Consider the following 26,415-nt stretch of genomic DNA (forward strand, 5'->3'; position numbering starts at 1 on the left):
GGTGAGCGGCCGCTGCGGCAGTGCGTTGGCCTGGTGCTGCCGATTGACCTGTTCCGGCACGTTTTCCGGTTGCCCTGTCAGCTGGACCGGTAGCGGGGCAGGCTGGTGACCTCGCCCTTTCGGGTGCGTGCGGGGTTTCCGAAAGGGTTCCGGGCCGGATCCGGTGGAAGGAGGCTGGCGGTGGAGGAGCCGCTAGGAGCGACGAGGGCATGGGCGGAGGCGTTGCGGGCGCTGTGGGAGGCGGCGGGTCGGCCGACCGGTGCAGCGATCACACGCCAGGCCGGTAAGCAGAAGCCGCGGCCGTTGAAGGTGACCAATCAGTCGTGGAGCGACTGGCGCAACGGCAAGAACGTGCCTTCCGATCCGGTTATCGCGCGGTGGCTGGTGGCGCATCTTAAAGGCCAGGCCCGCCAGAAGACGCCGTCGTTTGTCGCCGAACCGGACAGTTGGTGGGAGCAGCTCTGGCGGCAGGCACGAGCCGAGCGTCGGCGCCTGGGCGGCCGTCCTCCGCTAGCGCATCCGGGCAGATCTCGCTCGTCGGCTCCGTCGGCGGAGGGCCGAAGGGTCCGGGTCGGAGTGATTCCGCGGCCGGCAGATTGTTTCCAGGACCGTGAAGTCTTCGAACGGGTGCAGGCGATAGCAGGCGTGGGCGGGACTCTGGTGCTGGCGCAAGCGGGGTTCGGAGCGGAGGCCCCGGCGGAGACGCAGGTGCTGGCAGGGATGGGCGGGGTTGGTAAGACCCAGTTGGCCGCCGCTTACGCTCGTCAGGCATGGCGGCAGGGCGTCGAGGTCCTGGTGTGGGTGAACGCCGCCACTCGCGACGGCGTGGTGTCCGCCTATGCCGACGCGGCCTTGCGTCTGAACCTGCCGATGGTCGGCCGGGACGATCCCGAGCAGAGGGCGCGGGAGTTGCTGACCTGGGCGGAGGACACTGACCGGCGCTGGCTGATCGTCCTGGATGACGTGCACCATCCGGGCGACCTCCAAGGATGGTGGCCGCCCGCGGCGGCTTCGCCAGCGGGGCAAGTCCTGGTCACCACTCGGCTGCGGGATGCGGCCTTGGCCGGGGCGGATCGCCGCATCCTCGACGTCGGCACCTTCACTCGCGCCGAAGCCCGTTCCTATCTGACTGCAAAGCTCGGCGCCCAAGGCCCGGTCGCCGATATGGACGGGCTCGCCGCCGACCTTGGGTTTTTGCCGCTGGCGCTGGCGCAGGCGGCGGCCTACGTCCGCAACGCCGACATCACGTGCGCGGCTTACCGGCACCGGCTGGCGACTCGGCTGCTGGCCCACTCGGTCCCCGGCCGGGACTACCTGCCCGACGACCATCAGCGGATCGTGACCGCGGCATGGGAACTGTCCATCGACCACGCCGATCACGCCGACCCGGCTCTCCCTGTCGGGCTCGCGCGGCAGGTGCTGTATCTGGCCAGTGTCCTGGACCCGGCCGGCATTCCCCAAGCGGTACTGGCCGGCCCGCCGGCTCTGGACTTCCTGACTGCCCAGCAGCGGCCCAGTTCCCCAGCCACCAGGCTTATCGCAGGTGGAGTGGGAGTGGATGCGGACATGGTGGATGCGGCGTTGCGGGTGCTGCACCGCCACAGTCTCCTCGACCACAACCGGGTGACCACCCACCGGGAGATCCGTATCCATCAGCTCGTTCAACGCGCCACCCGCGAGAACTTGCTTACGCAGCCCGATCTTGGCCCAGCGCCGCTTGCTGAGATCGCGCGCACTGCGGCCGACGCGTTACTGCGCTTGTGGCCACAGATCGAACGCGACCAGGCCACCCAGCAGCTCGGTCAGATCCTGCGCGCCAACACCACCGCACTACACGACTGCACCAGTAGCGCCCTCTACAGTCCGGACTCCGGTGCACATGCCGTGCTGTTCCAGGCTGCCACTAGCCTCGCCAAGACCGGTCGGACCACCGCCGCTGTCACCGCGAACACCGACCTGCACGCCAACTGCCTGCATCACCTGGGGCCCGACCACCCCGACACCCTGACCACGCGCAGCAATCTAGCGATTCTGCAGGGCGTTGTGGGTGATGCCGTTGGTGCGGTCGCCGCCTTTGAGGAGTTGCTCGCTCACCAGCTACGGGTCCTGGAGCCCGACCACCCCGACACCCTGACAACCCGCCATCGGCTGGCCCTATGGCGAGGCAACGCAGGTGATGACGTCGGCGCGGTCGCCGCCTTCGAGGAGTTGCTTGCCGATCGGACACGAATGCTGGGCGCCGACCACCCCGACACCCTCATCACCCGTTCCAACGTGACTCGATGGCGGTACGAGGCGGGCCACGTCTCGGGCTCAGCCACCTACTCCACGTTGGAGGAACTACTAACTGACTTCTTACGAGTGCTTGGTCCCGACCATCGAGCTACTTTGAGTGTTCGCCACCTCATGGCATGGATGCGAGACGGGATGGGCGACGTTGACGGGGCGGCCGCTGAGTACGAGAAGTTGCTGACCGAATATCTACGGGTTCTAGGTCCCGACCACAATCGCACTCTGATCACGCGTCGCAACCTGGCACGATTGCGCGTTCTTGCGGGTGACGCCACCGGGGCCGTCACCGCCTTCATTGAAGTACTCGCCGACCGGCTGCGAGTGAATGGATCCGACCACCCCGACACGCTCTTCGTCCGTCACGATGTGGCCTGGGCGCAGGGTGAGGCGGGAGACGCCGTCGCCGCGGTCACCGCCTTCGAGCAGGTGCTCGCTGATCAGCTGCGAGTGCTGGGTCCTGATCACCCCCACACCCAGTGGACTCGCGGCGCCCTGGCGTACTGGCGGGGTGAGGCGGGAGACGCCGTCGGCGCGGCCACCGCGTACACCGAGTTGCTCGCCAACCGGTTGCGAATGCTTGGACGCGACCACCCAGACACGCTCTCCGCGCGTCACGAGGTGGCTTGGTGGCGAGGTGAGGCGGGAGACGCCGACGGGGCGGTCACTGCCTTCGAGCAGTTGCTAGCCGATCGGACACGAGTGCTGGGCCCCGACCACCCAGACACTCTCGCCAACCGCCATGACTTGGCGTGCTGGCGAGGTGAGGCGGGGGACGCCGCCGGTGCTGCCACCGCATTGCAGGAGTTGCTGACCAAGGTCGGCGAAGTGCTGGGGCCTGACCACCCCGACACTCTCCTAACGCGCGGCAATCTGGCCTGGTGGCATGGCGAAACGGGAAACGCCGTGGCTGCGGTTACTGCATTCGAGCAATTGCTGACCGACCGTATACGAGTGCTGGGCTCTGACGACCCACAAACTCTTTCCACCCGCGACGACCTAGCGCACTGGCGAAAGAAGGCGGAAGCTGCAGAATAGAGATCTGTCATGCTCGGCCAGCAGCGTTCCGGCTACGACGGGCTTGGCGTTGTCGGCGTCGATCAGCACCGCGAGCTTCGCGATGTTCTCGCCAGCGTTGTCAGCGGCCATGCGCTCGGGCTCCAAGTGGTGGAAGCAGTCGGTTCCCTAGGCGGCAGGGCGGCGAGACGACTCTGAAAAGGGATGGTCGGATCGGCGGTAGTGTTGATCTTTGTTTGTCGAGGAGTTCAATCAACGTCACTTTCTTGATCAGTGCGCGGTTCGGCCCGGCAGGACAGACTCGCATCCCTGGGCCCGACCTAGACAATCGTTCCCTCTCAGGCTCGTTCACTGGGAGCCTCCCGGCGTTTGGGTATGCCGATGTCAACCACTGGGAGGCGGCTGAGCCGTAGTGCTTCCTTACGTTTGCCCTTGAGGAAGCTAAGAGTCAAGTCGATGCCATCTATTTCACCGAGCCAGTTTTCGGTTTCGGCGCGTGCCCGCTTGGCGAGGAGATCGGTTTCGATTTCAGCCAGCCGATCAAGCATCCTTGGGTCGACGCGGAGCATTGGGCATCGGATGCAAGCGTGCTCATGAGAGCATGGGGTGGAGTAGGGGCGTCCGCAGTTGCCCAGTTCAAGCCTGCGTTTGTCAAAATGCTCCTCGAACTGGGTCCACTCGATGTCAGTGACCGGCCGGTACTCCTCCTGGGGCCGCATTGCGCGGCGACGGGCAAGGTGGCTTTGGTAATGGCGGACGACTTCCTCCTCGAAGACAGCGACGTACCCGCGAGTAGTCTCTAGATTCAGGTGTCCTAGCAATGCCGCACCGATGTGGATGGGCAGCCCGTTGTTGACCAGCTCGGTCGCGAACAGGCGACGAAAGTCGTGCGGTGCAACCCTCAGGTCGGCAAAGCCTTCGTCGTATTCGGCGAGCTGTCGGCAAACCCGGTTAAGCATCCCGCGAACCGCTCCGGCGGCCATGACCTCGTTGCGCTGCCCGATGTGGCGTTGGAACAGAAAGGGCTGAGGCTCGGTGGTAACGCGCTCGTGCTCGTCCCAGCGGATGGCCAGGGGAACTGTCGAGCACCCCAAGGTCAAACGTCTAATAATGCACGCCAGTACGTGGAACAACTCGGCCGACACGGGGACGACGCGCTCGCGATCAGCTTTGGAAGGTGCGATGACCAGCAGCGCGATGACCTCCCCGTTGGGACGCTGGTATTGGCGGATGCTCAGCTGAGACAGCTCCAGCAGTTCCTCGATTCGCACTCCGGTGTGCCGCAGAGTCTCCACGACCGCCCATTGCCAGAACGTGGTGTCCTCGGTGAGGGTGGCGTTGATGGCCTTGCCGGTGGCCAGGTCGAGGAACCGAACGTTAGCGGCGCCATGCATGCGGGCCCGGCGATGGTCGGCGGGGGTGAACAGGCGCCGGTAGGCGCGGGAGCCGACCGCGACGATCTCCCCAGGTAGGGTGTCGGCGGCGGCCAGCAGGCTGCTCATGGTGCGGTGGGCTTGCTCGACATGACGCGCCAGGACCGGAAGGAGCGGTTGGAGGCGTCGGGTCTGATCGGCGATGCGTTCCCGGTTGCGGCGCCGGCGCTTGGCGCCGGCACGGATCTCGCGGTGCGGGATCGGGCACGGGGCGGACCACTGTGCCCACCGCTCGGGCTCGTGCGCCGACCACGCCTGGATGTCGTAGTAGAAGGCGCGCACGGTGACCAGCACGCTGTCCACGTCGCGGCGGGGCCTTCCGCTGTCGCGAGTCTGGATCGCCTCATGCCACTGCTGGTAGATGCTCTCGGACAGCCGCAGGTCTCGCTGGTCAGGATTGATGTTCTCGATTTTCTTCCAGAAGACGTGGCTCAGCGTGTTGGTCAGAGTTTTCAGCGTGCTGTAGTCCATGTCGTGGCTGCGCCGTTCAAGGTATTGCACGAGCAGATCGCTGACGCCTTCGTTGCGCAGATCGTGCCGCTCGACCAATTGGCGGCAGGTCAGCTTCGGAGAGCGCAGCACGGCGCGCAGTGTGCTGGGCACCGACGGCAGAAAGTGCCCCATCTCGTGCATCACTTGCCAAGCCAGGTGCCCGACATAGGTGGAGTAGCTGTAGGCGGCCAGGCCGCCGTCGCGAGTGATGCGCGCGTGGTGCAGGAACGCCTCAGGTGTCAGATCAGCGAACGCGATGCCCTGGGTGGTCAGCGCGGCCGACACATCGAACACGGCGCGGCGCTTCCAGTGCCGGGCGACGTCGGCGGCTTCGACGGCGGCGAAGAATCCCTCCAGCACATCGTCCTGCTGAGCGGTGCGGAACGCCTTGGGGTAATCGGTGAAGTGGTTCGAGCGAAACGCCTCCAGGGTGGGCTGCAAGATCCGCAGGCAGAACAGGGCCTCCAGCCCCTGGGTCATCCAGGCCCGAGGCCCGTCACCGACGGCCAGGTCGCGGACCGGCCTGGCGCGGGCGTTCAGACCGCTGGACTCGAACCGCTCCTGCCAGGTCTCGCCCGGCTGGGTCGCGAGACGGCCAAGGAGTCGACGCAGCCCAGAGGCACGGCTGCGGGTACGGGAGGGAGCGTCCGTGGACCGCCAGGTCACCGTGGCGACCTGGCAAATCTCCTCGATGGTGGCGGCGTCGAGGATGCCGCGCGGGCGCGGAGGAACCGCTGGCGCTGGTGCCGGTGCGGGAGTGATCGCGGTGCGGGTGAACTTTGTCTTGGGGATTTCGGGTCGGGCCGGTCGCAGCTTCGGCCGGGACAGCGTTTTAGACACCGAACACCGCCTTGATGTCGTCGGCGTCGTACCCGGACGTGAAGCTTGGTGTCGTAGCGGGGCGGGCGTAGTGCTCGGCGAGCTTGTCGAACAGTTCCTCAGCCCGCGGTTGCAGGTACCGCTCGGTGGTGGACAACTGGCGGTGACGCAGCACCGTCTGGACCTCCACGAGTGTCATCCGCGGGTCGGCGGCCATCCGGGCGGCGGCGGTGTGTCGTAGGTCGTGCAGGGTCCAGTTCGTGCCGAGCCGCTCGTCGGCACGCTGGATCACGCGGCGCATCGCCCAATAGCTCAAGGGCCGCACCGGGCCACGCAGCGTCCGCCAGACCATCTCGTCACTGCCGACGGCGCCGTGCCCGTCGAAGTACCAGGCCAAGTAGCGGAACGCCTGCGGTGATGCGGGCAGTGGATCAAGTGTCCGAGTGCCCTTGGAGATCACCCAGATCCGCTGGCCAGCCCAGTCGACGTGGCCGCCGCGCAGCCCGAGCAACTCGCTGGCGCGGGCTCCGCTAGAGACGTAGAACGCCAGCAGCGCTCTATCACGATGGGTGCCCATCGCGGCGAACAGTTCCTCCCACAGCGGATCGGGGATCGAACGCGGAAGACGGTCGGCGGTCTTCTGCCGCAGCGGTGCCCGCCGTATGACTCGGTTCGGCTCGATCGGGCTGCGGTGCGCTACCAGCATCCGCCGTTCGCTGGCCTCAGGCACTGGATTGATCAGCGGTCCCCGCCCGAAGTGCAGATGGAAGGTGTAGAACGCCGACAGGACCGACAGGGCATGGTTGATTGTCGAGGGCGCATACCCCGCCCGCAGCACTGGCTTGCCGGTCTTCGGGTTGACCGAGCCCGCCGGTTCGGTATCCGGCCGGCTCCGGCGCCGCTGCGGGTTGGAGGCCGAGCGCAGCCATCCGACCAGCAACTCAACCTCCGTCCGCGTTGCCCTGTCCCACCCCACCTCGACCAACGCCAGCATGCGCCACCAGCGCAGCAAGTCGTGGCCGTACGAGCGGCAGGTCAGCGGGCTTGCGTCACCGAGCACGAGTTCCCGTAGGAAGACGGTGAAGTACTCGATTGGGTCGCTGGCACCGTCGACCACCACGAACGGCAACAGGTCGTCTTCGGTTGCCCGTACTTGCCCGACACGAGGCAACTCAGCCCGCCCCTCCAACAGCGACCGTCGGATGTCCACCTGCACAACCTCCCACACAGACAGCCCACGGAACCGGGGCCGGAGATAGTGCAGTCAACTAGACGGCCTGGAGATGGTTGACCGCCGCCAGCGTGTCGTAACCGGCCAGCGCGAACCCGGCCAGATCACCTCCACCACCGGCCATCAGGTGCACCGATGTCAGCACGCCGTCCTCCCCCGAGTACACAAAAGGCTCCGCACCGGTATCCCGCAGCGCGAATTGGTTGGGTCTGTCATCTCAGGGAGCGCGACCGCATTCACGCAGAGCGCCGCACCTTCCAGCTAGCGTGAGTCGGCGCCCTTTAGCGCGGTCGGCTTCCCCGTCGTGGCTGGAAGACTCGGCGGCGTCCAACCTCTGCGGGATGCGGTAGTGGGCCCGCCGCCTGCTAGGCGATTTGGGCGGTGATCGGTTGGCCGCACACGTCGCAGATCAAGTCGTCTTCGGCGGTGCCGTCGGGGGTGGTCCAGGGGTAGACCTCACCGATCGCGTCAGACCATTCGGGGAACCGATCCGACAGTTCCAGCCCGGTGCCGATCGGCATGCATGACACGCAGATCAGCTGACCGGCCTGCCATTGCCAGGCGACGAGGTGCTTGATGGTGTCGCCGTTAGTGGACTGCCATCCCGATGCCGCAGGCCAGCCGAGGGTCATTAGCGCCTTCCTCCGTTTCGTACGTTGCCGTTCGTGGCCGCGCGGACCGACCTGCGTCCCGACGCGATCAGGGTCTCCACGGTTGGGTGCCGTGTTCGCCGTCGTGGGTGGCGGTGATGTCGTTGGGGGTGTGATCGGTGATGGGCTGCCAGCCGGCCGGTTCGCACGACAGCCACAGCAGCCCGATCTTGACCAGGTCTCCGACGCTGAGTTCCCTCGCAGGTCTGAGCGTGTTGTTGATCACTGTTAGTGATCGGTCATCTACAGTTCTCGCGCCGGGCTGGAGATCCCGCTGGGCACGACAAGCTGCTGGATGGGGGTCCCCCGGCGTTGGTGAGCGGGAGCGGCGTTGGAGATAGAGCGGGAGTGGCCGATCTTGATCGATCCTGCGTGTCGAGTGGATTCACCCGCTGGCCGCGTCCTTCGAGCTGTCGCAGTTTGCGTTTCTTGCCCGGGTCGCGGCAGTCGTATGTGAAGGAGAACTCCGGCTGGGTTCACCTTCATGTGGCAGCGCGGCAGATACCGATGAGGCTGGCTGCTTGTCGGCACGCGGACCGCCGAGCGCCCGCGATGCCTCACAATGAATGTAAGTTCTCCTCGGTTGTTAATGAAATGACTATTGGAAAGCTCTCGATCATCCGGTCTGTCTGGGATCAGCAGGGGGTGCGGTTGAGCCCGTTCTCGTCCACTTTTCGAGTGGCAGATAAGTGAGTTTGGCCGCTGCTTCGCCGGGTAGTTGGGCGACACCGGCCCCAAGTACAGAAGCAGAGCGAAGGTTCGGAGATCTCTTAGGTGCCCTCCATGACGAACCAGGGCCTGCCGGGTCCAGGGATGCCTATCGCACATCGATCCTCCTCCGTTGGGAACTCCCGTGGCAATCACGCCGTATGAGCAGTACCTGAACTTGCCGAGTCTCATGGCCCTGCAATCGCCGGCCACTCCACCTTCCGAGCCGACAACCCGGGCATCCGAACGGCATTTCATTGTCGTGCACCAGGTCGCAGAGCTCCTGCTCAGCCAGCTCCTGCTGGATTTGAATGCGATTCGCGACGTGATCGACAAGGAGCCGGGCAACGGTTGGGATGGCGGTGAAAGCGGCGACCAGGCCGCCGTTCGCGCCGCCCAGCGCGCGGAAGGGCTCACGGCGATGCTGGTGCACAACCTCGCATTGCTAGACCATCTGCCACCTGATCACTTTGATGCCTTCAGACCCCGGCTGGGCGAGGCCAGCGCCGGCCAGTCCCCTCAATTTGCACGGCTGTTCGCCATCGTCCATGACGCTGTGTCCCAGCTGCAGCCCAAGAGTAAACCTCTGCCACCGCAGGCCGCGCGAAGCGTCCGGGAGATCCACCATCTACTGGGCCAGTGGCAGACCAAGCATCTTGAGATCGTCAAACGAATGATCGGAGACGCGCCCGGTACGGGCGGCACCTCTGGTATCGGATTCCTACGCGATCGGATACGGCACCACGCTGAGCGGGCCGCTGCGCTCCAGAAGGTCGGAGGTAGGCGGCCTCGGTCTGCCATGCCCCGAACCGCGATCAATACCCTCCAACAGCTGTCCCTGCGCCGACCTTCGTATCCATCTGGGCGCCGCGCCACCAGCGGCTCGGCGAAGGATCCCCCTCTCGCCACCGCCCGTGCAATGTCCAGCCGCGATGACTTGTCTGCGGACGTCGGCCGCATGGGAAGCAGGACAGTGCTGGTGACTGGGGGGTCGAGTGGTATTGGCACCGCGGTGGCGCGTGCAATGGCCGCTCAGGGCGACCAGGTATGGATCACCTATCACCGTGCTCCCGACCGGGCCCATGCCCTGATTGGCGAACTCCCCACGCACGATTTGGTCCGGCACCGAGCCTTCCCGCTCGATCAAGGCTGCTGGACCCGGGTGAACGAGCTGGTGGATCGCCTGCCGGGGCCGGTCGATGTTCTGATCAACAATGCCGCGGTGGGTTCCAAGACCGTCGAGGCCCAGGGCGGAGGCTCGCAGCCGCGCGAAGATGAGTTGTTCATGCGCATCAACGCCCTGGGACCGCTGTGGCTGACGAAACTGCTGCTGCCAGGCATGCTGGAGCGCGGTTATGGAAAGATCGTGATGGTATCCAGCGTGGGCGGCGGCATCACCGCCTTCCCCACCTTTCGCGAAGCCGATGAGATGAGCAAGGCCGCCGTGGCGTTCATGACCCGCCAGTTGGCCGCCCAGCTCACCCACAGCCCCGTGGACGTCTACTGCGTGTGTCCGGGAGCCACTGACACACCGATGTTCCATGCCAGCACACTGAACAATCTGTCCCCCTCCGCTCGCCATAGGTTGATCAATCACCTGCCCGCAGGCAGGCTCATCGATCCCAGTGAGATCGCGCACATGATCCGGTGGCTTGCCTCACCGCAGGGCGAGGTACTGCATGGAGCCGTTATTGACGCCTCACTTGGGCTGGGCGCCCACCCCGGCCTGCTGACAGGACCAGCAACGGCGTGACCACGAAACCGCATCTCCAGAGCCACCCTCCGGCAAAAAGGTGGACGCGATGGATGAAACAGCCTCCCCGGAGAATTCCTGGGACATGGCCGAGTTCGAGCGCAGTTCACAGGCATTGATCCGCCACCTGCACGCCTACGTCGCGGGCGCCCAAAGCGGCGAGGGTCCTGTGGCGCGTCGCCGTCCGCCCCACCAGGTACGCAACCGCCTGAAACTGGACCGTTGGATCCGCGACGGCGGCATGAACACCACAGCCTTTGAGGAGTTTCTGGACGGCTACCTGGACGAGGGTACGCGGCTGCACCACCCGGGATACCTTTCCCACCAGTGCGCAGTGCCCGATGTCCCGGCCGCGCTTGCGGACTTGGTCCACGGCACAACCAACAACGCGATGTCCCTCTACGAGATGGGAGCCGCCGGCGCCACCGTTGAACTGGCCGTGATCGACTGGATGCTGGAGAAGGTCGGCTGGAGCGCCCAACACGCCACCGGCGTGTTGGTGCATGGCGGCTCGCTAGCCAACCTGACCGCACTGCTGGCCGCCCGCGCTCGCGCCCTCCCTTGCGCCTGGCGTGCGGGCATGCCATCCGGCGCGGTGATCCTGGCGCCCCCCTCAAGCCATCTGTCGGTGCCGCGTGCCGCCGCCATCCTCGGGCTCGGCACCGATGGAGTGATCGAAATGCCCTCCGACCGGCTCGGACGCATAGTGGCAGACCAACTTCCCAGCATGATCCGCAAGATCCGCGACAGCGAGCGCGTCATCCTCGCGATCGTCGCCAACGCCTGCGCACCCGCCACCGGACTGTACGACGACCTCAACGCCATCGCCCGCGTCTGCCGCGACGAACGAATCTGGCTGCACGTCGACGCCGCCCATGGCGGCTCGGCCTTGCTGGTCCCCGAGCTCAAGCACCTGATGAACGGCATCCAAGGAGCCGACTCGATCGTCTGGGACGCACACAAGATGCTGCGTACCTCCACGCTGGCCGCCGCCGTGCTCGCCCGCGACGCCACTGACCTGGCTAGCGCCTTCCAGCAACACGCCGACTATCTGTTCTTCGATGACGACCGCGCTGGCCCCGACCTCATGACCCGAACCGTCGAAGGCGCCAAGGCCGAGCTCGGTCTCAAGCTGTTTCTCAACCTGGCCTGGCGTGGCGAAGACGGCCTCGGCCGCTACGTAGCCGGACGCCACGCCATCGCCCGCCGGCTATGGGAACTGCTCCGAACCCAGCCGAACTTCCAAGTGCTGTGCGAGCCCGAAAGCAACGTGGTCTGCTTCCGTTACGGCCGAGACGACCACGACCAGCAACACCTGGATCGCCTGCAGATCACACTACGCGATCGGCTACTGGACGACGGCCTGTTCCATCTGGCCTCCTCGGTCGTCGACGGCCGCCGTTGGCTACGGGCAACGGTGATGGCTCCCTCTACCAACGAACCGACACTGAGGTCGCTGCTGGATACGGTCCAGCGCTACGCAGCTGAGTCGGCATCCACTGGACCATCCGCTATATCACCACACTCTGCGAATGATCACCGTTGCTCACCGTAACGAGTGGATGCTTCACCAGCGACGCCATGGTGATCTGATGTGTCCCGGGTTGCGTGGTGTCGGGAGGACGCCCGTCGTTGAGTCCGGGCCCGCCAGCGCCCCGGCCGAGCGCGGTGACAAATGAGCAGTTGATCGCGATGCCGATGGATTGAATCCGCTCAGAGGGCCTGCACGTGACCAGGGACAGCTTCGCCTGGCCGGGCAGCATGTTCTCCGGGAAGCACACAGCAGGTCACCGACCCACAACACAACCAGTCGCAACACAACTAACTTCTGGGGAAGCTGAGCGAGCGAAGGCGGCGGCGGTAATAGTCCGCGCTCAGTTCGTGGAACTCGTTGCCGATCTCGAACGCTGTCTCAGCGAAGAGAACCGGCTCGGTGGCTTCGTTGGCTTCCATTGGAAATTCGAACACCTTCACCACAGGATGGCCTTGCTGGTAGCCGTCGAAACCTAATGGTCTCCCCGCTGCATCCTTCGATACGTTATGGAAAACCTCGACCGTCACGGTGACATTCACAATTTCCCCCTTTTCTGAAGCGATAACTCCCGGCAGCGATACAGAGCGTCACCGGCTGCGCCTTTATGCGGCCATATGCCCGTGAGGGGGCCGCGATCTCGGCCTTATGTGATCCGCCTTGGCGACGCCCGGCTCGCCTCGCCACCGCCTCCACGCGGGCGGTGCATTGTGCGGGTTACAGCGGGGGTAGGGCGGTGACGGTGGCCTTCGGATGGGCGACCCGCGCCCGCTCCAGGCAGGGAGCGCAGAACGCTGCGTCCGTCAGGGCGGGCTGTGCGCCGGGCCTGCTCTGGTCGGGCTCAGCCCAGGTGAGGATCGCTACTGGGGTGGCCAGGTCATCGGGCTCACCGGAGTGGGTGTCGCCCTGGCACCACACCTCCGACCAGGTCCATGCCTTCCACCCGATCGCGTACATGCCGTCGGGGTCGGGCTCGATCCGTTCTGGCTCGTACCCTTCCTGGCCTTCGGTTCCCGGGACCCGGCAGATGATCACGTCACCGTCCCAGAACAACTCCTCGGCGTCCTCGTAGGGCGCTCGCTGCTTGGTTTTGGTGACGGCTTCGACGACTCGTTCGGCGACCTGTCGGGTGAAGCGCGGGCATGCGGCGCCGTTCCATGACGTCCAGGTCGCCACTTCGGCGGGAAAGACATCGTGACCATCGATCGTCACATATGCCTTGGCCCAATCGCTCATGACGTCACTCCTCACTGCTCTCTCCAATCGGCTGCATACGGTTGATCGACATGTCGCTGAGACGCCACCGCACGGGTAACCGAAACGGGCGCACATGCGCCCTCAAAGCGTTGATTTGCCACCGCGTGATTCGTAGCGCATATTCCTTCGCATCAGGGTGCTTGCTGTTGTTACGCGGCTTCGGATCGGTGGGGTGCCGTGTCAGGCACGGCGCCCCACCGAGACCCGGCCCTGGCCGAGGAGCTAGGCCGCCAGGAGCGCCGGGTCGTTCTGCACGGTGGCCAGGGTGTGCAGGGTGGTGTGGTCTAGCTCGTCGACGCCGCCGGTGACGGCGCGGAGCATGTTCCGCTCGGCGCGGACCGCGCCGCGGACGGTCTGCTCGTGGTGGGTGTAGGTGTTGACGGCTTGGACGACGCCCCAGGCGGTGCCCTTCCAGGGCGCGACCCGGTTGTCGTGGTTCCACAGCCGGGCGAGGGTGTCGCGCTTGTTCTCGGCCATGGTGCGTGAGCGTCCCGGCTCGTCGGGCATCGGCACGTGGGCGTCCAGGAAGGCGTTCCACTCGGTGTCGCTGACGCTGGTGCGGCAGAGCGCGGTGACCTCGGCGGCGAAGTCGTCGGCGACCTGGTAGATGATGTTGAGTGCCTCGCGGGCCTCGCCGATGCGCAGCTTGGAGTGTCGCGAGTGCTTGATCTTGATCTGCTGGCCGGCTTCGCCCAGCCCGGCGGCCATGGTGTTGTCGCACACGATGCTGGTCACGGCCCGTTTGAACGTGGTAGCCAGCGACCCGTCGAAGGAAGTGGCGCCGAACAGGTGGGGACGGAACTCCACTCCTTCGGGGGTGGTGACGTTGTCGGGGACCTCGACCGACACCCACGCGACTGCGCCGTTCTTGAGCAGCCCGGCGGACCCGATCGACAGGTCGTCGTCCAGCAGCGTGGCGATGGTGTTGATCAGCCACTCGTTGTATTCGTGCGGCTGGTAGGAATCGGTGAAGATCCCCATGGTGTGGCCGGTGTCGGAGCGCTGGATGGCCTTGCGATCCGGGAGCGGGGCCAGCTTGAGCACGCCGGTGTCGGTGACCGCTTCCACCGTGCCGGGGATCGGGACGTGCCCGTTAGGGGCCCACTCCATCCCCGAGGAGGGGACGTAAATCGGCTGCTCGACCGGTTCCCAGTGGAACAGCCGACGGCTGACATCGCCGACCGGGATGGCGCCCGAGTAGTGGTTGGGTTCGGCGCCTTGCAGGTCGGCCCGGTAGTGCCAGGCCGTGCCGCGCTTGTCGGTGAACCCGATCAGCGTGTTCTGGTTCAGCCATTGCAAGGTCTCTTTGGACATGCGGGACTCTCCCCTTTCTGCGGGAACGGCCCGGGGCGCCGCTGACCCAGCGTGGGCAGGGGCGGTCGGGCTGCGTGGGCGGCCCGTGTGCGGGCAGCGACGCCCCGGGGAACAAGCACGCCCCGAGGACCCAGCCCTCGGGGCGTTAGCAGTCAGCCGGTGCGGCGCAGGACGGGTTGTTCGCGCCGCTGGGCCGCACGTGTGGACGCGCGGTCAGGAATGGAACTGCCAGATGCCCGGGTGGGGCGCGTCCAGCGGGTAGGACGGTGCGTGGTCGCCGTCAGGGCATTTCGGGTCATCGCACAGGTAGGTCCAGGCGTGACCGTCGTCGTTGATCACCGCGCGGCACCCGTCCCGGGTACACCGTCGCTGCACCGGGTGGAAGACGATCCCGTAGACGAACCCACGCTCGCAGCGCACCAGCAGCGACAGCTCACCATCGCGGGTGACGTAGGTCCGGGCACCCAAGCCCATCGCGAACAGCCGGGACAGGCCGCGCTGCCAGGACGTGACCGCCTCCCGGTATTCCGGCGAGCCGACGCCGAAAGCGGCGCCGAGCCGGTCACAGTGCGCGCTGGCGGCGGCGATGACGTCGGTGGCCTCCCGCGCGACGGTTAGCACATGCTCATACGGGCGCTGATCGACCCGCTCTACCGGTGGGACGGGCGCGTCCGGGTCCTGATAGGTGCACGGCATCACGTCGATCAGCTCCAACGCCAGCAGGGCGCGGGCGGCGAAGGCGTCGGCCCGGTCCAGCGCCGCGTCGCTGATCGCCTCCCATTGCGTCTGCGGGATGGCGAACTGGCCGGGAATGAGCTGACGGTCGCGGTTGTAGTCGTCCAGCGACTCGCCCAGTGGCGCCAGCAAGGCGGTGAACACCGCGCGCACCACCGTGGCGACGATCTCCGCTGGGCTACCGGCGGCCTCGATTTGATTCCTGATCGCGGTCAGCTCGTCACCGGTCAGGGCCCGCTGTGCGCGATAGGTCGTGGTTGAAGACATTGGCGCTCCCTTTTTCCGAGCTGGACCTAGGACGGTCCATGGCTGGTCATTCGCAGAGTTGGCGCGACGGGAGGAGTCGCCTTCCTCCCATCAACGTGACGTCACGTCCCGGGCTGTCCACACCTGGTGAGCGGTCACCGGCTCTGGTTCGCCCTGGCGGCGAGCGCGCCGGTGGGCAACAAGGAAGGCCAGCAGGCGGGTGGCTTTGGTCTCGGCCTGTTCGCGGACCTCGTCCGGGCACCCGGTGACGATGCGGGTAGTGCGGGCCCGCAGGTCGATGTGGATGCGGACATCCACGACGATGGCACCGAGCCCTTGCGGACGGCAGTGCAGCGTGGCCTTGGCCGTCACGCCCGCGTCGGTGCCAGGGCGAAGCGTGACGTATTCGTTGCGCCAGGCGCGGTAATCAGTGTCGGGACTGACCCGGATCCCGCACGGGCGCCCATCGCGGTAGAAAGGCCACCAGCCGGGGCCATAATGGACACTGAAGTCGTCCAGAATGTAGTTCCACTCACCAGGCGGTGGGGACTGTCCGTAGGGGTCAAAGTACGTTTCGGCGCTACTCATGAATGCTTCTCTCGGGGCGGAGCGTTACTGGTCTCTCTTCACCGCATTTCCGATTCACGGCGAGCAAGGGACCTTGTCGCCGCCGAAGATCCGCACCTGGTATTCCTGGTCTTCATCCAGAACCACGATCGGCAGCTCGGTGACACCGTCGCGCTGAGCGCGGGCGACGCGATGCCACCCGTCGATGATCATTGCCGCCCCGTCGGCCTCGCGGAGCCGCACCGCGATGATCGGGCGATCCAGATCCACGGCGGGGATGTGATCCTCGTCAAGGGCGACCGCGGCGAGCCATCCGAACCACGGCTGCGGGTCGCATCGGTGAACCGGCAGGTCGGCTGCGATCTGCTGGGCCTTGGTGATGTCCCACCGGAAGGCCAGGAACTGAAACACTTCGCGATCGCTCATCGGTCTCCCTCCGTCTGTCTGCTGGCGATCGATAGCGGCGTCTCCTGGACGCTCGCCAGGCCACGGGTGCGCCCGGCACCGCGCGGCTATGGTCGAACGAGGTGTCAGTAGGTCTGATCGGTCACGGTGTCTGGCCGGTCAGGGTGGTCCAGCGGTGCCCGTCCCAGATCTCCCAGCGGGCACCGTCGGGCACGGGCACGTCGGCAAGATGCGCAATCAGGGCAGCGCGCTGGGCATCTGTTGCCGGCGGGTCGACCTCAACCACGTTGGTCGGGTAGCGGTCCATGACGACCGCGCGGATTAGGGTCCGCCCCAGCCGTGTCGCGGTGGCGATGCGCCGGGCGAGGTCGTACTCATCGACCAGGCAGTCCAGCACCCCACCGACGTCCACCGGTTCGCCGCCATGTCGGCACTGCGCGGCGAAGTCTTCCATGTCCCGCCACGTGAAAACGTTGCTCGCTCCGGGCTGGAAGCTCGTCGGACCGCCGCGCCCGTCGTTCTCGGCGACGCCGACGACTCGCTGGCCCACAGCAATTACGGCGGTGAACGAAACGCCATAGGCGTGCATGGCTTCACGAAGGCTGACAACATGCAGGTCGGTATGCGGCACGCTAAGGCCGCTGTGCGGTAGTTCGATCATCAACAGGTCACCTCCTGTCCTGGGGTGTGGTGTCGGCCGCGCCGAGGGCTGTTCAGTCGGCTTCACAAGCCGCCCGGGAGGCTGGGCTCACCAGCACCAGCGGTTGATGCCGGGCACGATCGTGGCGACGGTGGCGCGGTAGTCGTGGGCCCGGCGTGCGGTCATCGCGTCCTGGAGCCGCCGGGCGGCGACCCCTTCTGCCTCACAAGCGCGCGGCGTTCTCGATCGGTGACGTATCTCTACGCACAGCCCGATGGCTCCTCGGTGACGTTCAGCGTCACGGTGTACTCGTTCACGGACTCCGTCTTTCCTGCGGGCGGCAAGTGCGTTGCGTAGGGACGGGGGGAGTTGAACCCCACCTTCAGGGCATCCGCCCAGGACCACGTTCCCGACAGCGGCTTTCGCCCCTTCGAGTTCCGTCCCCATGGGGCGCTCCACCGAGGGAGCGCGCCTGCTCGGCTAAGGAAGTCCGGGCTAGATCCACACCTCGACGGTCAGCGGAGCCTGGCAGCACGGGCAGAACAGCCCGTCGCGGGTCCAACCGTCCTCGTCGATGCGGGTCAGGTCGGTCCAGGTGATGCGGTCGTGTCCGGTGTCCAGCGCGAAGTCGCAGGCGGTGCAGCCGATCTCGACCTCGGTGGAGTTGACCGTGATGACGTAGGCCGGTTCCTCGCACGTGATCGCGCGCACCTCGACGGCGGCTTTCATGAACCCGCGCTCGCCGGATTCGATGGTCAGGTACCGGCGGCCGTCGGCGACATCCCACAGGGTGCCGCCGAGGTCTTCGGACAGGTGGTTCTCAAAGTTGCAGGTGCAGAAGGAGTAGTCGGTGGACACCTCATCGGCGTCGATGCCCAGCGCGGTTGCCAGTGCGTGGTGCAGCACCTTTCGTGAGTCGCGTTCGTGGAGCAGGCTGTACCACCGTTCGGACTGGTAGTAGGCGTGCTCGTCGACGTAGGAGTCCAGCGCTTCGTTCAGCGCGTCCTCGACCTTGCGGTCGACCGGTCCGATCGCCTCCAGGAACTCGCCGGTGTCGACCGTGAAGGTCACATCGTCGGTGCGGTGGACGTCGATGCTCACCGCGATCGTGGTCATGTAATCCCTCCCGCAGATGGGAGGTCCCGCAGGCCCCGTCCCCCTTCGGGACCTGCGGGACCGGATCGGAAAAGAGTGGGTTCGCGGGCTCGCGGCAGTAGCGGCCCGGTGTAGATCCCGGACGTTGCGGGCTCAGGAGCGTCCGCCCGTACGAGCGCACCAACACGGGCGCTTACGCGAAGCCGGGTTCGATCAGGTCGCCGTAAAGGCGCGGCTCGTCGTGATCGTCGTAGTCGAAGGCCGTGATGAATTCGGTGACCGGCTCCGGAACCGCCGCGCTGACCGACCGGTAGCCGTCACCGCTTGGCGCATCGATGTCGACGAACACCTTGTCGGTGACGGTGACCAGCACCGGGCCGGACGGCACGTGCGCACGGACCCGGGCAAGGACGTAGCGCGCGATGGGGCACGCGCACGGGTCTCCCGGGCGGCCGGTGACCAGCGCCGTGCGCAGCCTCGCGGCGACCGCTGAGTGAGTGTTTCCCAGCTTGCTCAGCACGTGCGCCAGCCACTGATCAGTGATCGCCTCGTTGATAGGCACGCAAGAACCCCCTTCGTCCAGGACGGCATGCGCCAAGCCGAGCGTCGGCGCACCGATCGGTCGGGGTCCCGCAGGTCCCCACCCCCTCGCCAGGGACCTGCGGGACGATCAGACCGGCTCGTACCGCGCCGCGCGGGCGCATTAGCCGGAACCTCGGGAATAGCTGTCGGCTTCAGGCGGCTTCCCGGTCAACCAGGTCGAGGTAGTAGCCGCCGTCGAACGCCTGCACGAACCGCTTCACGGCCTCGGGCTGCTCCACGCCGACCTCGCGGTACCCGCCGGTGTCGGATTCCTCGATCTCCACGACGACTGCACCCTCGTAGACACGGACCCTCACCTGGGCCGACGGCACCCGCTTGCGGGCATGGTCGGCGACGTACCGGGCCAGGGGGCAGTCATACCGGCTGCCTCGCTGACCAGTGATCTTCGCGTTGCGGAGGGCGGTGTGAATCTGATCGGGGCCGTCACCGAGTCCGGTCAGTAGCTCCGACAGCCACTGCTCGGTAATCGCGTCGCCGGTGGGTGTGGACATTGTGGATTCCCCCTTCTCGATTGACCGCCCGCACGAGACGCGAGCGGCGACTGCGCGCCTTGACCTGGTCACGGACCGGACGTACTCATGCCTCCGGCAAATCGGAGACGGTGGGTCTAGACCGAGAACCGGTATTGGCGGACGTGGAGAGGTGAGCGGACGGGCACCGTGGCGCTCCGTGGTCGAGGTAATGCCCGAGCCGACAATGGCGGAGGGGAACGGGCGTGCTTCAATTGCCGACTGTTACTCTGTCTCGTGTTGCTGGGCCAGATGGATTTAGCTACGCGGCAATAGCTGAGCAGTCTTCACACTCGTCATCCGGAGGGCAGATCTTCACGGGCTTCGCTCGGGCTGGTTCGCCAAGAATGTCTTGCACGCGGCGCACGATCTCCACGGCTTGGTCATCCGAGCCGTGCCAATCGCTGAAAGCACCGCCTTCGTGGTTCTCCTTGTGTGAAATGCGCCAGCGATCCGCGTCCCACTCCCTGATATCCCGTGCTAGTTCGTTCAGTTGCTCTCGTAGCTGAATCAGCCGCTTGGTCTCGTTCATTTGCTATCGGGAACCTTATGGGTTGGTCTCCTTCGGGAACGAGAAATCGCTCCCAAGTCCCGCGCTTCCTTCAATGGAAGGGTGCGCGGGACAGGTGGCGGGAGGCCGGTGACGGCCACGGTGGGGTGTCAGTCGAGCCAGGGACAGGCGTCCCAGGGCACGTAGCGGGTGCCGCAGCACCAGCACCACGGGTCAGGGTCGGTGACCGGCGTGACGGTGCGGCACCGGTCGTCAGGGCAGTACCGCAAGCAATCATGTTCGTCGCAAACGGCGATCTCGAACGACCGCGACCCGACGATCTCGCACACCTCGTGGCCGCACCCCAAGCGGTTCAGCGCAATGTAGCCCTTCCCGCTGGCCTCCTGATCTGGAGCCAGGTAGGCGGCGGCGACATCGGCGGCGTGCGCGCCGTCGGCCGTGTCGTTGCTTTCACCCCAGTCGGCCAGCAGACTCGCCAGCGTCTCCACCGCATCGTCCAGGTCGTTGGTGACGTAGGGATCAGACTCGGGCAGGCAACCGAGGGATGAGTCGCACACGTGGTAGTGCCGCACGGCCCGTACTGGGCTGATGATCTGGGTCATGCCGCTGCCGCTCCGTCCTCTGCCGGAGCGGCGGCGCCCAGCCAGGCGCGGCACAGGTTCTGGTGCCGGGTCGTGGTCGCTGAATACGACACCGGCGGGATGACCGTCCGTCCGTCGGCACGCACCCAGGCGATCGGTGTGGCATAGGAGCGGACGGTGTAGACGATCCCCGGCCCGCGACCGTCACTGTCGTACTGGCGCGCCCACGGCAGCGGCAACCGTCCCGTCGAGGACGGCGCGTAGGGCGCGGCGCTCATGGCGCCGTGAGTATCGAACGGCTGAAGGCGGGCCAGGGGACCGTCCGGGTCGCCAACGCCATAGCGGATGGACACCTTGCCCATCGCGATCACCTCGCAAAACGCAGGGGAGGACTCCCGCCCGGGGGGACGAGGCCCCGGGCGGGAGGCTGGGATGGGGTCACTGGACGGGGCTGTCCGTCCGGCGGTGGCGCAGGTTGATGTAGGTCTCGCGGCCGAACGCGCCAACCGCCAAGGCCAGGTGCAGGGCCACCATGTGCAGGTGCAGGATGATCGCCAGTTCGGCCAGCAAGATGGCGACCGGGGCGATCAGGTGAGCGCGGTGGTGGTGGTCGTGGTGGAGGTGAGGGTGAAGCAGGGGCCGCAACGGGACCGCCTCCTTTGCGGAACTGAGGGGTTGTTCGCAGGTCGGCGTTCACGCAGGCCGTAGGCCGCGTGATGCGTTGTGCTCGGGAGCCGGTGGCGTGGACTGGCCGCGTCCACTAGCCGGGAGACTGCGCGCCGCCTCGTAACTCCGCACCTCACACCGCCCGCAGGTACGCGGGTGGTGTGCCGGAAGCCACCTAGAACGGAGTCAAGTTCGAGACTCGCCGAGCACAGTCGGGACCGAGGGGCCCTGATCTCGGTCCGTAAGCCCGTCCGCCTCTCACCGGGCGGATGAGCCAGCCCCGCCTGTGGGTGACCGGGCACGATCACCCGGGCGGGGTGTCTATGGGATCAGTCGACCGGCCGCGCTTCTGCGGGCTGGCCGAGCACACGGTTGATCTTGCGGGCTTCTCGCTGGGCGCAGCGTTCGCCCCGGTAGATCAGACCATCGTGGACGAGTACACCGGTGGCCGGGTTGCGGGTGTACACCCGCCACGGCGACCGGTCCTTACCGGCGCGTAGTGCGGACATGGCGATCCTCCAGTCGGACGGGGCAGGGCCGGGAGACACGCGACATCCCGGCCCCGCAACCTGCGGTCACAGCCGCACGGCCTGGGCCTGGACCTGGTAGCGCTGCCCGCCGATCTCGGCCTTGCCGGTGGCGTAGTAGCCACTCCGGCCCGAGGAGAACGTCTTGGGCGCCAGGTTCTCGGCGATGGCCGCCAGCACGGAGACCGCCTCGTCCCGCTTGGCCTGGACCTTGACCTTCAGGTTGGCCTTCGAACCGATCAGCACGGCCTGAGCCTGCGCCTGGTACCGGTCACCGTCCACGGTGATCTTGCCGGTGGCGTGGAAGCCCTTGGACCCGCTGGAGAAGGTCTTGGCCTTCAGGTCGTCCTTGACCATGTTCGCGAGCGCCTGCTGCACACTCACTTCAGCCTCCTGAACGGCAGGGCCCAGGCCCGATGCCCAGGCCACAACCAGGTGGCGTGTCGGAAATGCCGTCCAGGAGCTACGCTGCCGCCGCCCGCCCGCTGGCCTGGGACGGTCTGCTCCTCCAGTGCCGGCGATCAGGCAGACGGGTTGTCCAACCACGCTCCCAGCGCGCGATCCCTGGCCCGCCGGACCGCGCGGCCGGGAACAGTGGTGGGCGTCCCGCAAAAGGTGCTGTGCCGCTGGGGAGACCGGGACGCATCCCTCCCCGAGCGGGGGCCAGAGCCACAGCGAGCCCGATATCCGGCGGCGACGATCCCGCACGCGCCATGGCACGTGCGGCATGCGCCGCCCCCGTTTCGGGCTCTCACTTGAATACGGGCACCGGAATGGCCGAACCGTCGGCGACATTCAAGATTTTGTGTTCGCCCGGCGAACGGCTTTCTCCGTTCCTCGTATTCCGTCTCCCGTGTGCGTGCACAACGGGGACGTGCCGCGCGCGATACGCGCGGACGATACCGTGAGCGGCACACAGTCAGCGCGTTGTCCGCGCTGTGACGTGAAATCCGCTCTCACTCTAATACGGGCGCTGGAATGGCCGAACCGTCGGCACTCTTCAAGATTCTTTGCGGGATGATCTGGACGGCTACGGTCAAGATTTCGCCGTTTGGTGCGTGCGCATCTATGCGCGCAGACTGGCCAGTCAGGGCATGACAGCGGCTGGACCGGTGGCAGGCTCTCAGAGCAGTTGTGACCCCCTAGGGCATGCCCTAGGGGGTCTGGCATCGGTCGGAGAGCCGTTACAGGCTTTCGGTTGCTGCTTCGCGCGTAGGATACCCGCCCGCGTACGGATTTTGATCACCCGGCGTCCAAACATGGAGGTGACGCCAATAGGTGATCTCTCCAATGATCAGCCGATCGTCACGGATCACGTCATACGTCTCCGTGACGCACTGATCATGACTGTCCGTTCGGCATTCGTGATTGAGCTCGTAAGTGATCATGCTCGGGGCCTCCCAGAGTTAGGGAGGGACCCCCTAAGGGGGTCCCTCCCTACTGCCCTCCCTCTACTCTGCCTGCTCCGCGTGACCGGTCGTTTCGCTCGGGCGCATGCTCTTGTGGACCATTTCGTCGCGCGCGTCGTCAAGACGCTCGGAAAGCGTCTCCCACTCCCGACGTCCCTTGTCCCGCGTGCGGCGGACGTTCCAGCGTGACCCGTAGGCTCCGCCGTGTTCGGCTTGCGCGACGGTAGAGAGGACGCCCGCACGCTTCAGATCGTCCGCCTCGCTAGCCAGGAAGATGATCTTTGCCAGCGTCGGGAACTCGCTACCGTCACCCCATGCTTTGCGCATGATCGCTTCGCTGAGCTGTGAGACGCCGGTTGCCGTTGCGAGTGCCGTCACGTTCTCGGCGTGCGGTACTCCCCGCATGCGCTGAGCACCGGGGGTTTCTGTGATCTCGTCTGGCGGAACGTCCAGCCGGTACCCGTTGCGCGCCGCAGCGTCCCGCACTGCCCAGCGCAGAAGAGTCTTGCGCGTGATGATCGTGGTCTGACCGTCCTTACGGCGGTACTGCCACGCTGCCACTTCGCGGGAGTCGACCCACAGCGAAGCGGTAGGGCAGGACTTCAGTACGTCCCGCAGACGTGAGGCGAACATCAGAACGGCATCTTGAGTGACGTCGTCCGACACGTCATCCGTGCCGTAGACGCCGTGCCCGCTTCGCGTGACGGTTGCGCTTCCGTCCATGCGCTTACGTGACCGCGTTCCGTCGACCGCGCGGCAGTAGCCGCGTGCCAGCGTGCGCACGTCCGCCCAATCATCGGGGGTCACTCGGGACATGTCCTCTGGGGTGAGATCATCACCCGGAACGTTGATCGGGATTGCCCTTCCCGGAATCCAGTTCGACACGATCCGACTCCGATCGTTTCGTGACGCTTGCGCGTCACTCTTGTGATCTGCTACCTACTATTAAACCTCCCATTGTCCGGGAATGCAATATGTCCGGAGCTGCTATTTTAAGGCCATTGACGGCCGTGTGACCAGGCATTTTGCGGAGCCGCACGCGCCACACATTGATCATTGTCAGAGGATTGATGATCGGCGCAGGGTCCATTCTAGGGCTATATCAAGGAATAATGACAGCAAAACCTTCCCTCTCGTAGCAGCAAGAGACAGAATCCATTCAGCTTTTATCAAAGCCCCGTTCCACCTCAACCACGCCACCTCCGCTTCTAGATAGTCCTTCTGACTAGCCAGTCGCGGTTTCATAGAAGTGTGCTCAGACGTCCTGAACTGGTCAAATGTGCCAGTTCTCCCACCTGATCCTAAGTGGGCGGGCTATTGGGTCCCCTAATAGGGGGCACTGCAGGTTCCTAGGTCCGTTTTGGTGAATACAGCGAGAGGGCACACGAATGGTGGCCGAGCTCCTGTTCTCTGCGCCGATTGCATCTGGGCGCGTTGCTGCTAGCCCGGCCTGAACTGGCGGGCTGCCTCCAGGTAAGCCGCGAGGCACATGCGCGAGAAAGCGCCTGCAATGATAGGACGGTCAATGCCTAGACTGTCCCGGTCGGCTTTTTCTCAGGCTTGGGGAGCCTATCTCACGCCCAGCACGGCGACCAAGAGCGGCCGGCTTGGGCTGATCGAGCCCTCGCGCAGGCCTTGGGAAGTTCTTTAGAAGATAACTTTACTCGGCCAAGCCAGAATCAGTTCTTTGGTTTCGGAGGCTTCGACCACAGCTGCGGGGATTGCCGGAGGCCAGCCCCGTTCCCCTGGCTCGTCACGGCGTGCACGGTCTACCGCAAAGCGGGCAGTCACAGGATGCTGCATCCGTGGCGGCCATGAACGCTGATGTTTACTGGCGAGCGCTTCTTACCGTTGGGTGGGCCGGATGAAGCCGACCAGGTCGGCGCGCCGGCCGTAGGAGTCGACGGCGATGCCGGGACGGCAGGTGGTGCACCGGGCGTTGATCATTTGGTGGGCGTTGAGGACGATGCCGACGTGTCCGGGATTGCTGGGGCTGCTGCCGGGGCCGGAGTTGAAGAAGACCAGGTCTCCGGGTTGCTGGTTGCCCCGGCGGATGTGGGTGCCGTGGCGCCATTGGTCGAAGGTGGTGCGGGGAATGCTGATGCCGGCGGCGCGGTAGGCCATCATGGTCAGCCCGGAGCAGTCGTAGGCGTCAGGACCGTCTGCGCCCCAGATGTAAGGTTTGCCGAGCTGCGCGCGGGCGTAGGTGATGACCTTGGCGACTACGCCGCTGGCGGGCTGGGCGGGGACACCGCCGGGCTGACAGGAGAAGTTGTTGGCCGCAGTGATCGTTTGGACGCTGTCGTGGGCGTAGCGGCGGGCCCAGGCCAGCACTTTGCCGATGTACTCGGTGGAGCCGTTGTAGCGCAGGAGGGCGTTGGGAATGTTGCTGGGGGCGCCGTAGGCCTTGAGCATGTTGGCTGCCGCGGGGATGGCGTCGGAGGGGTCGTAGACGTTGGCCCAGCCGTCGCCGTTGCCGTCGATGGCGAATCTGCCGTCTCGTTCGCGGTCCTGCCAACGCTGGCGGGGTGGTCCGCCCCAGTTGTTGGTGGCCTTACCGCCGATACCGATCTGCATGGGCCCGGCGGCTCCGGCCCCGTTGGCGCCGGAGCGCACTCCGGAGCCGGGACGCAGGTCACGGCCGTGGTCAGATTCGACTTTGCCGACGCCAGCCAGGATCGTCCAGGTGATACCGGACTCGTTGCCGACTTTCCGATAAAGGGCCAGGTAGTTGGCGGGGATGGTGCCTTCGGCCTCATCTGAAGTGCCGGGCTGGGGTTGGCATCCGGCCGGGCTGGTGTCGCTGCCGGTTCCGGCGCCGAGGAACACCGCGACCAGGACCATGAGGGCCCCGACAGCAACGGCCAGCCAGAGTTGGACCGCTCCGGTGTCACCGCTCAGGGCGCGCCGCCCGACCTTCTTGCGGCTAACCGTGGCTCGCATCGGTGTCTCCGGCATTGCCAGCGTTGGCGGGTTGGATGTCGTGGACGGCCCAGCCGTCTTGGCCGGTCCTGACGGTGGTGACGGCGAGATGCTGAGTGCGCTGGCGGCGGCCCGCCGTGGTGGTGATGTCCTGCTGCACGTCGATGAGAAGGATGAGCGAGCTCGCGCCGATGGTGCGGATCTTGGTCGCCGTGGCGTGCGCGGCGGCGGTTTCGTGGTCGCGGGTGCGTTGCGTTTGAAGGGAAGGGGTGTTTGCCGCGCGGGCCAGCGCCGCGTAGAGCTCGGGTGTGGTCATGGGCCGCAGTCGCGCGAGGTACGTCTGCGGTGGTCGGTCGTATCGGTGGCTGCCGTAGGCCGTGGTGAAGCCGACCGCTAGCCGAATCGCGGCGGTCAGCTGCTGCTGGGTGAGCGGGAGCAGCTCGGTCACTTCGGCCGTTGCTGCGGCGGTGGTGGCTGGGGAGGGGGTGGCCGATGAAGGTGTGGT

The 26,415-nt window shown here is 66.0% G+C and carries 28 protein-coding genes; 3 read left to right on the forward strand and 25 right to left on the reverse strand.

What is annotated here, in order from left to right; genetic code table 11:
* The first annotated feature begins 180 nt into the window (after positions 1-180).
* A complete protein-coding gene (locus tag E1264_RS02625; RefSeq protein ID WP_207935675.1) occupies positions 181-3,327 on the forward strand; it encodes a tetratricopeptide repeat protein in 3,147 nt (1,048 codons plus the stop codon).
* Here E1264_RS02625 and E1264_RS02630 read toward each other — a convergent pair.
* The 6 genes from E1264_RS02630 to E1264_RS42945 all read right to left on the reverse strand — a co-directional run bounded on the left by E1264_RS02630 (position 3,289) and on the right by E1264_RS42945 (position 8,157).
* Positions 3,289-3,438: a hypothetical protein gene (locus E1264_RS02630; protein WP_207935676.1), complete on the reverse strand. Its 150-nt coding sequence runs from the start codon at positions 3,436-3,438 to the stop codon at positions 3,289-3,291. The two genes, E1264_RS02625 and E1264_RS02630, sit on opposite strands and share 39 nt — an antisense overlap.
* A 206-nt stretch (positions 3,439-3,644) precedes the next feature.
* Positions 3,645-6,071, reverse strand: coding sequence for a site-specific integrase (locus E1264_RS02635; protein ID WP_207935677.1), 2,427 nt, complete (start codon positions 6,069-6,071; stop codon positions 3,645-3,647).
* Positions 6,064-7,260, reverse strand: a complete 1,197-nt coding sequence (locus E1264_RS02640) for a tyrosine-type recombinase/integrase (RefSeq protein ID WP_132169164.1) — start codon at positions 7,258-7,260, stop codon at positions 6,064-6,066. Before E1264_RS02640 ends, E1264_RS02635 begins: the two co-directional genes overlap by 8 nt.
* A gap of 58 nt (positions 7,261-7,318) precedes the next feature.
* Complete coding sequence (locus tag E1264_RS45840) at positions 7,319-7,447, reverse strand: hypothetical protein (RefSeq protein ID WP_279489602.1); 129 nt, start codon at positions 7,445-7,447, stop codon at positions 7,319-7,321.
* A gap of 199 nt (positions 7,448-7,646) precedes the next feature.
* Entirely contained in the window at positions 7,647-7,913 is a 267-nt protein-coding gene (locus E1264_RS02645) for a hypothetical protein (protein ID WP_132169166.1), read from the reverse strand.
* A gap of 67 nt (positions 7,914-7,980) precedes the next feature.
* Positions 7,981-8,157 carry a hypothetical protein gene (locus tag E1264_RS42945; protein ID WP_165963931.1) on the reverse strand — a complete coding sequence of 59 codons (177 nt, stop codon included), beginning with the start codon at positions 8,155-8,157 and terminating at the stop codon, positions 7,981-7,983.
* A gap of 627 nt (positions 8,158-8,784) precedes the next feature.
* Between E1264_RS42945 and E1264_RS02650 the strand changes: the two genes are divergently transcribed.
* Together E1264_RS02650 and E1264_RS02655 are read left to right on the forward strand one after the other, a co-directional pair.
* A complete protein-coding gene (locus E1264_RS02650; protein WP_132169168.1) occupies positions 8,785-10,392 on the forward strand; it encodes an SDR family NAD(P)-dependent oxidoreductase in 1,608 nt (535 codons plus the stop codon).
* Positions 10,393-10,441: 49 nt separating this feature from the next.
* On the forward strand, positions 10,442-11,947 hold the full coding sequence (locus tag E1264_RS02655) for a pyridoxal-dependent decarboxylase (protein ID WP_132169171.1): 1,506 nt from the start codon (positions 10,442-10,444) through the stop codon (positions 11,945-11,947).
* Positions 11,948-12,213: 266 nt separating this feature from the next.
* Here E1264_RS02655 and E1264_RS02660 read toward each other — a convergent pair whose 3' ends face one another.
* From E1264_RS02660 to E1264_RS02750, 19 genes are all read right to left on the reverse strand, one after another.
* The gene (locus E1264_RS02660) at positions 12,214-12,465 is read right to left on the reverse strand and encodes a hypothetical protein (RefSeq protein ID WP_132169173.1); all 252 of its coding nucleotides are present in this window, start codon (positions 12,463-12,465) and stop codon (positions 12,214-12,216) included.
* Positions 12,466-12,640: 175 nt separating this feature from the next.
* On the reverse strand, positions 12,641-13,159 hold the full coding sequence (locus E1264_RS02665) for a hypothetical protein (RefSeq protein WP_132169175.1): 519 nt from the start codon (positions 13,157-13,159) through the stop codon (positions 12,641-12,643).
* Positions 13,160-13,402: 243 nt separating this feature from the next.
* Positions 13,403-14,494 carry a DUF932 domain-containing protein gene (locus E1264_RS02670; protein ID WP_132169177.1) on the reverse strand — a complete coding sequence of 364 codons (1,092 nt, stop codon included), beginning with the start codon at positions 14,492-14,494 and terminating at the stop codon, positions 13,403-13,405.
* Positions 14,495-14,707: 213 nt separating this feature from the next.
* Positions 14,708-15,496, reverse strand: a complete 789-nt coding sequence (locus tag E1264_RS02675; RefSeq protein WP_132169179.1) for a hypothetical protein — start codon at positions 15,494-15,496, stop codon at positions 14,708-14,710.
* Between the two features lie 90 nt (positions 15,497-15,586).
* A complete protein-coding gene (locus tag E1264_RS02680; RefSeq protein WP_132169181.1) occupies positions 15,587-16,063 on the reverse strand; it encodes a hypothetical protein in 477 nt (158 codons plus the stop codon).
* A 54-nt stretch (positions 16,064-16,117) separates the two neighbouring features.
* Positions 16,118-16,468 (reverse strand): ParB N-terminal domain-containing protein, encoded by a 351-nt coding sequence (locus E1264_RS02685; RefSeq protein WP_132169183.1) that lies wholly within the window; start codon positions 16,466-16,468, stop codon positions 16,118-16,120.
* Between the two features lie 121 nt (positions 16,469-16,589).
* On the reverse strand, positions 16,590-17,108 hold the full coding sequence (locus tag E1264_RS02690; RefSeq protein WP_132169185.1) for a hypothetical protein: 519 nt from the start codon (positions 17,106-17,108) through the stop codon (positions 16,590-16,592).
* A gap of 474 nt (positions 17,109-17,582) precedes the next feature.
* Entirely contained in the window at positions 17,583-18,203 is a 621-nt protein-coding gene (locus E1264_RS02695) for a hypothetical protein (protein WP_132169188.1), read from the reverse strand.
* Positions 18,204-18,375: 172 nt separating this feature from the next.
* The gene (locus E1264_RS02700) at positions 18,376-18,744 is read right to left on the reverse strand and encodes a hypothetical protein (protein ID WP_132169190.1); all 369 of its coding nucleotides are present in this window, start codon (positions 18,742-18,744) and stop codon (positions 18,376-18,378) included.
* A 172-nt stretch (positions 18,745-18,916) separates the two neighbouring features.
* Positions 18,917-19,276: a hypothetical protein gene (locus E1264_RS02705; RefSeq protein WP_132169192.1), complete on the reverse strand. Its 360-nt coding sequence runs from the start codon at positions 19,274-19,276 to the stop codon at positions 18,917-18,919.
* A 280-nt stretch (positions 19,277-19,556) separates the two neighbouring features.
* Positions 19,557-19,826, reverse strand: coding sequence for a hypothetical protein (locus E1264_RS02710; protein ID WP_132169194.1), 270 nt, complete (start codon positions 19,824-19,826; stop codon positions 19,557-19,559).
* Between the two features lie 128 nt (positions 19,827-19,954).
* Positions 19,955-20,407 carry a hypothetical protein gene (locus E1264_RS02715; RefSeq protein ID WP_132169196.1) on the reverse strand — a complete coding sequence of 151 codons (453 nt, stop codon included), beginning with the start codon at positions 20,405-20,407 and terminating at the stop codon, positions 19,955-19,957.
* Positions 20,404-20,748: a hypothetical protein gene (locus E1264_RS02720; RefSeq protein WP_132169198.1), complete on the reverse strand. Its 345-nt coding sequence runs from the start codon at positions 20,746-20,748 to the stop codon at positions 20,404-20,406. Before E1264_RS02720 ends, E1264_RS02715 begins: the two co-directional genes overlap by 4 nt.
* 76 nt (positions 20,749-20,824) lie before the next feature.
* Positions 20,825-21,031 carry a hypothetical protein gene (locus E1264_RS02725; RefSeq protein ID WP_132169200.1) on the reverse strand — a complete coding sequence of 69 codons (207 nt, stop codon included), beginning with the start codon at positions 21,029-21,031 and terminating at the stop codon, positions 20,825-20,827.
* A gap of 350 nt (positions 21,032-21,381) precedes the next feature.
* Positions 21,382-21,561 carry a hypothetical protein gene (locus E1264_RS02730; protein ID WP_132169202.1) on the reverse strand — a complete coding sequence of 60 codons (180 nt, stop codon included), beginning with the start codon at positions 21,559-21,561 and terminating at the stop codon, positions 21,382-21,384.
* Between the two features lie 66 nt (positions 21,562-21,627).
* A complete protein-coding gene (locus tag E1264_RS02735; protein ID WP_132169204.1) occupies positions 21,628-21,963 on the reverse strand; it encodes a hypothetical protein in 336 nt (111 codons plus the stop codon).
* A 1,067-nt stretch (positions 21,964-23,030) separates the two neighbouring features.
* On the reverse strand, positions 23,031-23,873 hold the full coding sequence (locus E1264_RS02740) for a hypothetical protein (protein ID WP_207935678.1): 843 nt from the start codon (positions 23,871-23,873) through the stop codon (positions 23,031-23,033).
* A gap of 960 nt (positions 23,874-24,833) precedes the next feature.
* Positions 24,834-25,946 (reverse strand): NlpC/P60 family protein, encoded by a 1,113-nt coding sequence (locus E1264_RS02745; RefSeq protein WP_132169208.1) that lies wholly within the window; start codon positions 25,944-25,946, stop codon positions 24,834-24,836.
* Positions 25,915-26,415 (reverse strand): hypothetical protein (locus E1264_RS02750; RefSeq protein ID WP_207935679.1); only part of this gene is annotated, 501 nt, incomplete at its 5' end. The genes E1264_RS02750 and E1264_RS02745, both read right to left, overlap by 32 nt.

This window comes from Actinomadura sp. KC216, assembly GCF_004348535.1.
Lineage (GTDB): Bacteria > Actinomycetota > Actinomycetes > Streptosporangiales > Streptosporangiaceae > Spirillospora.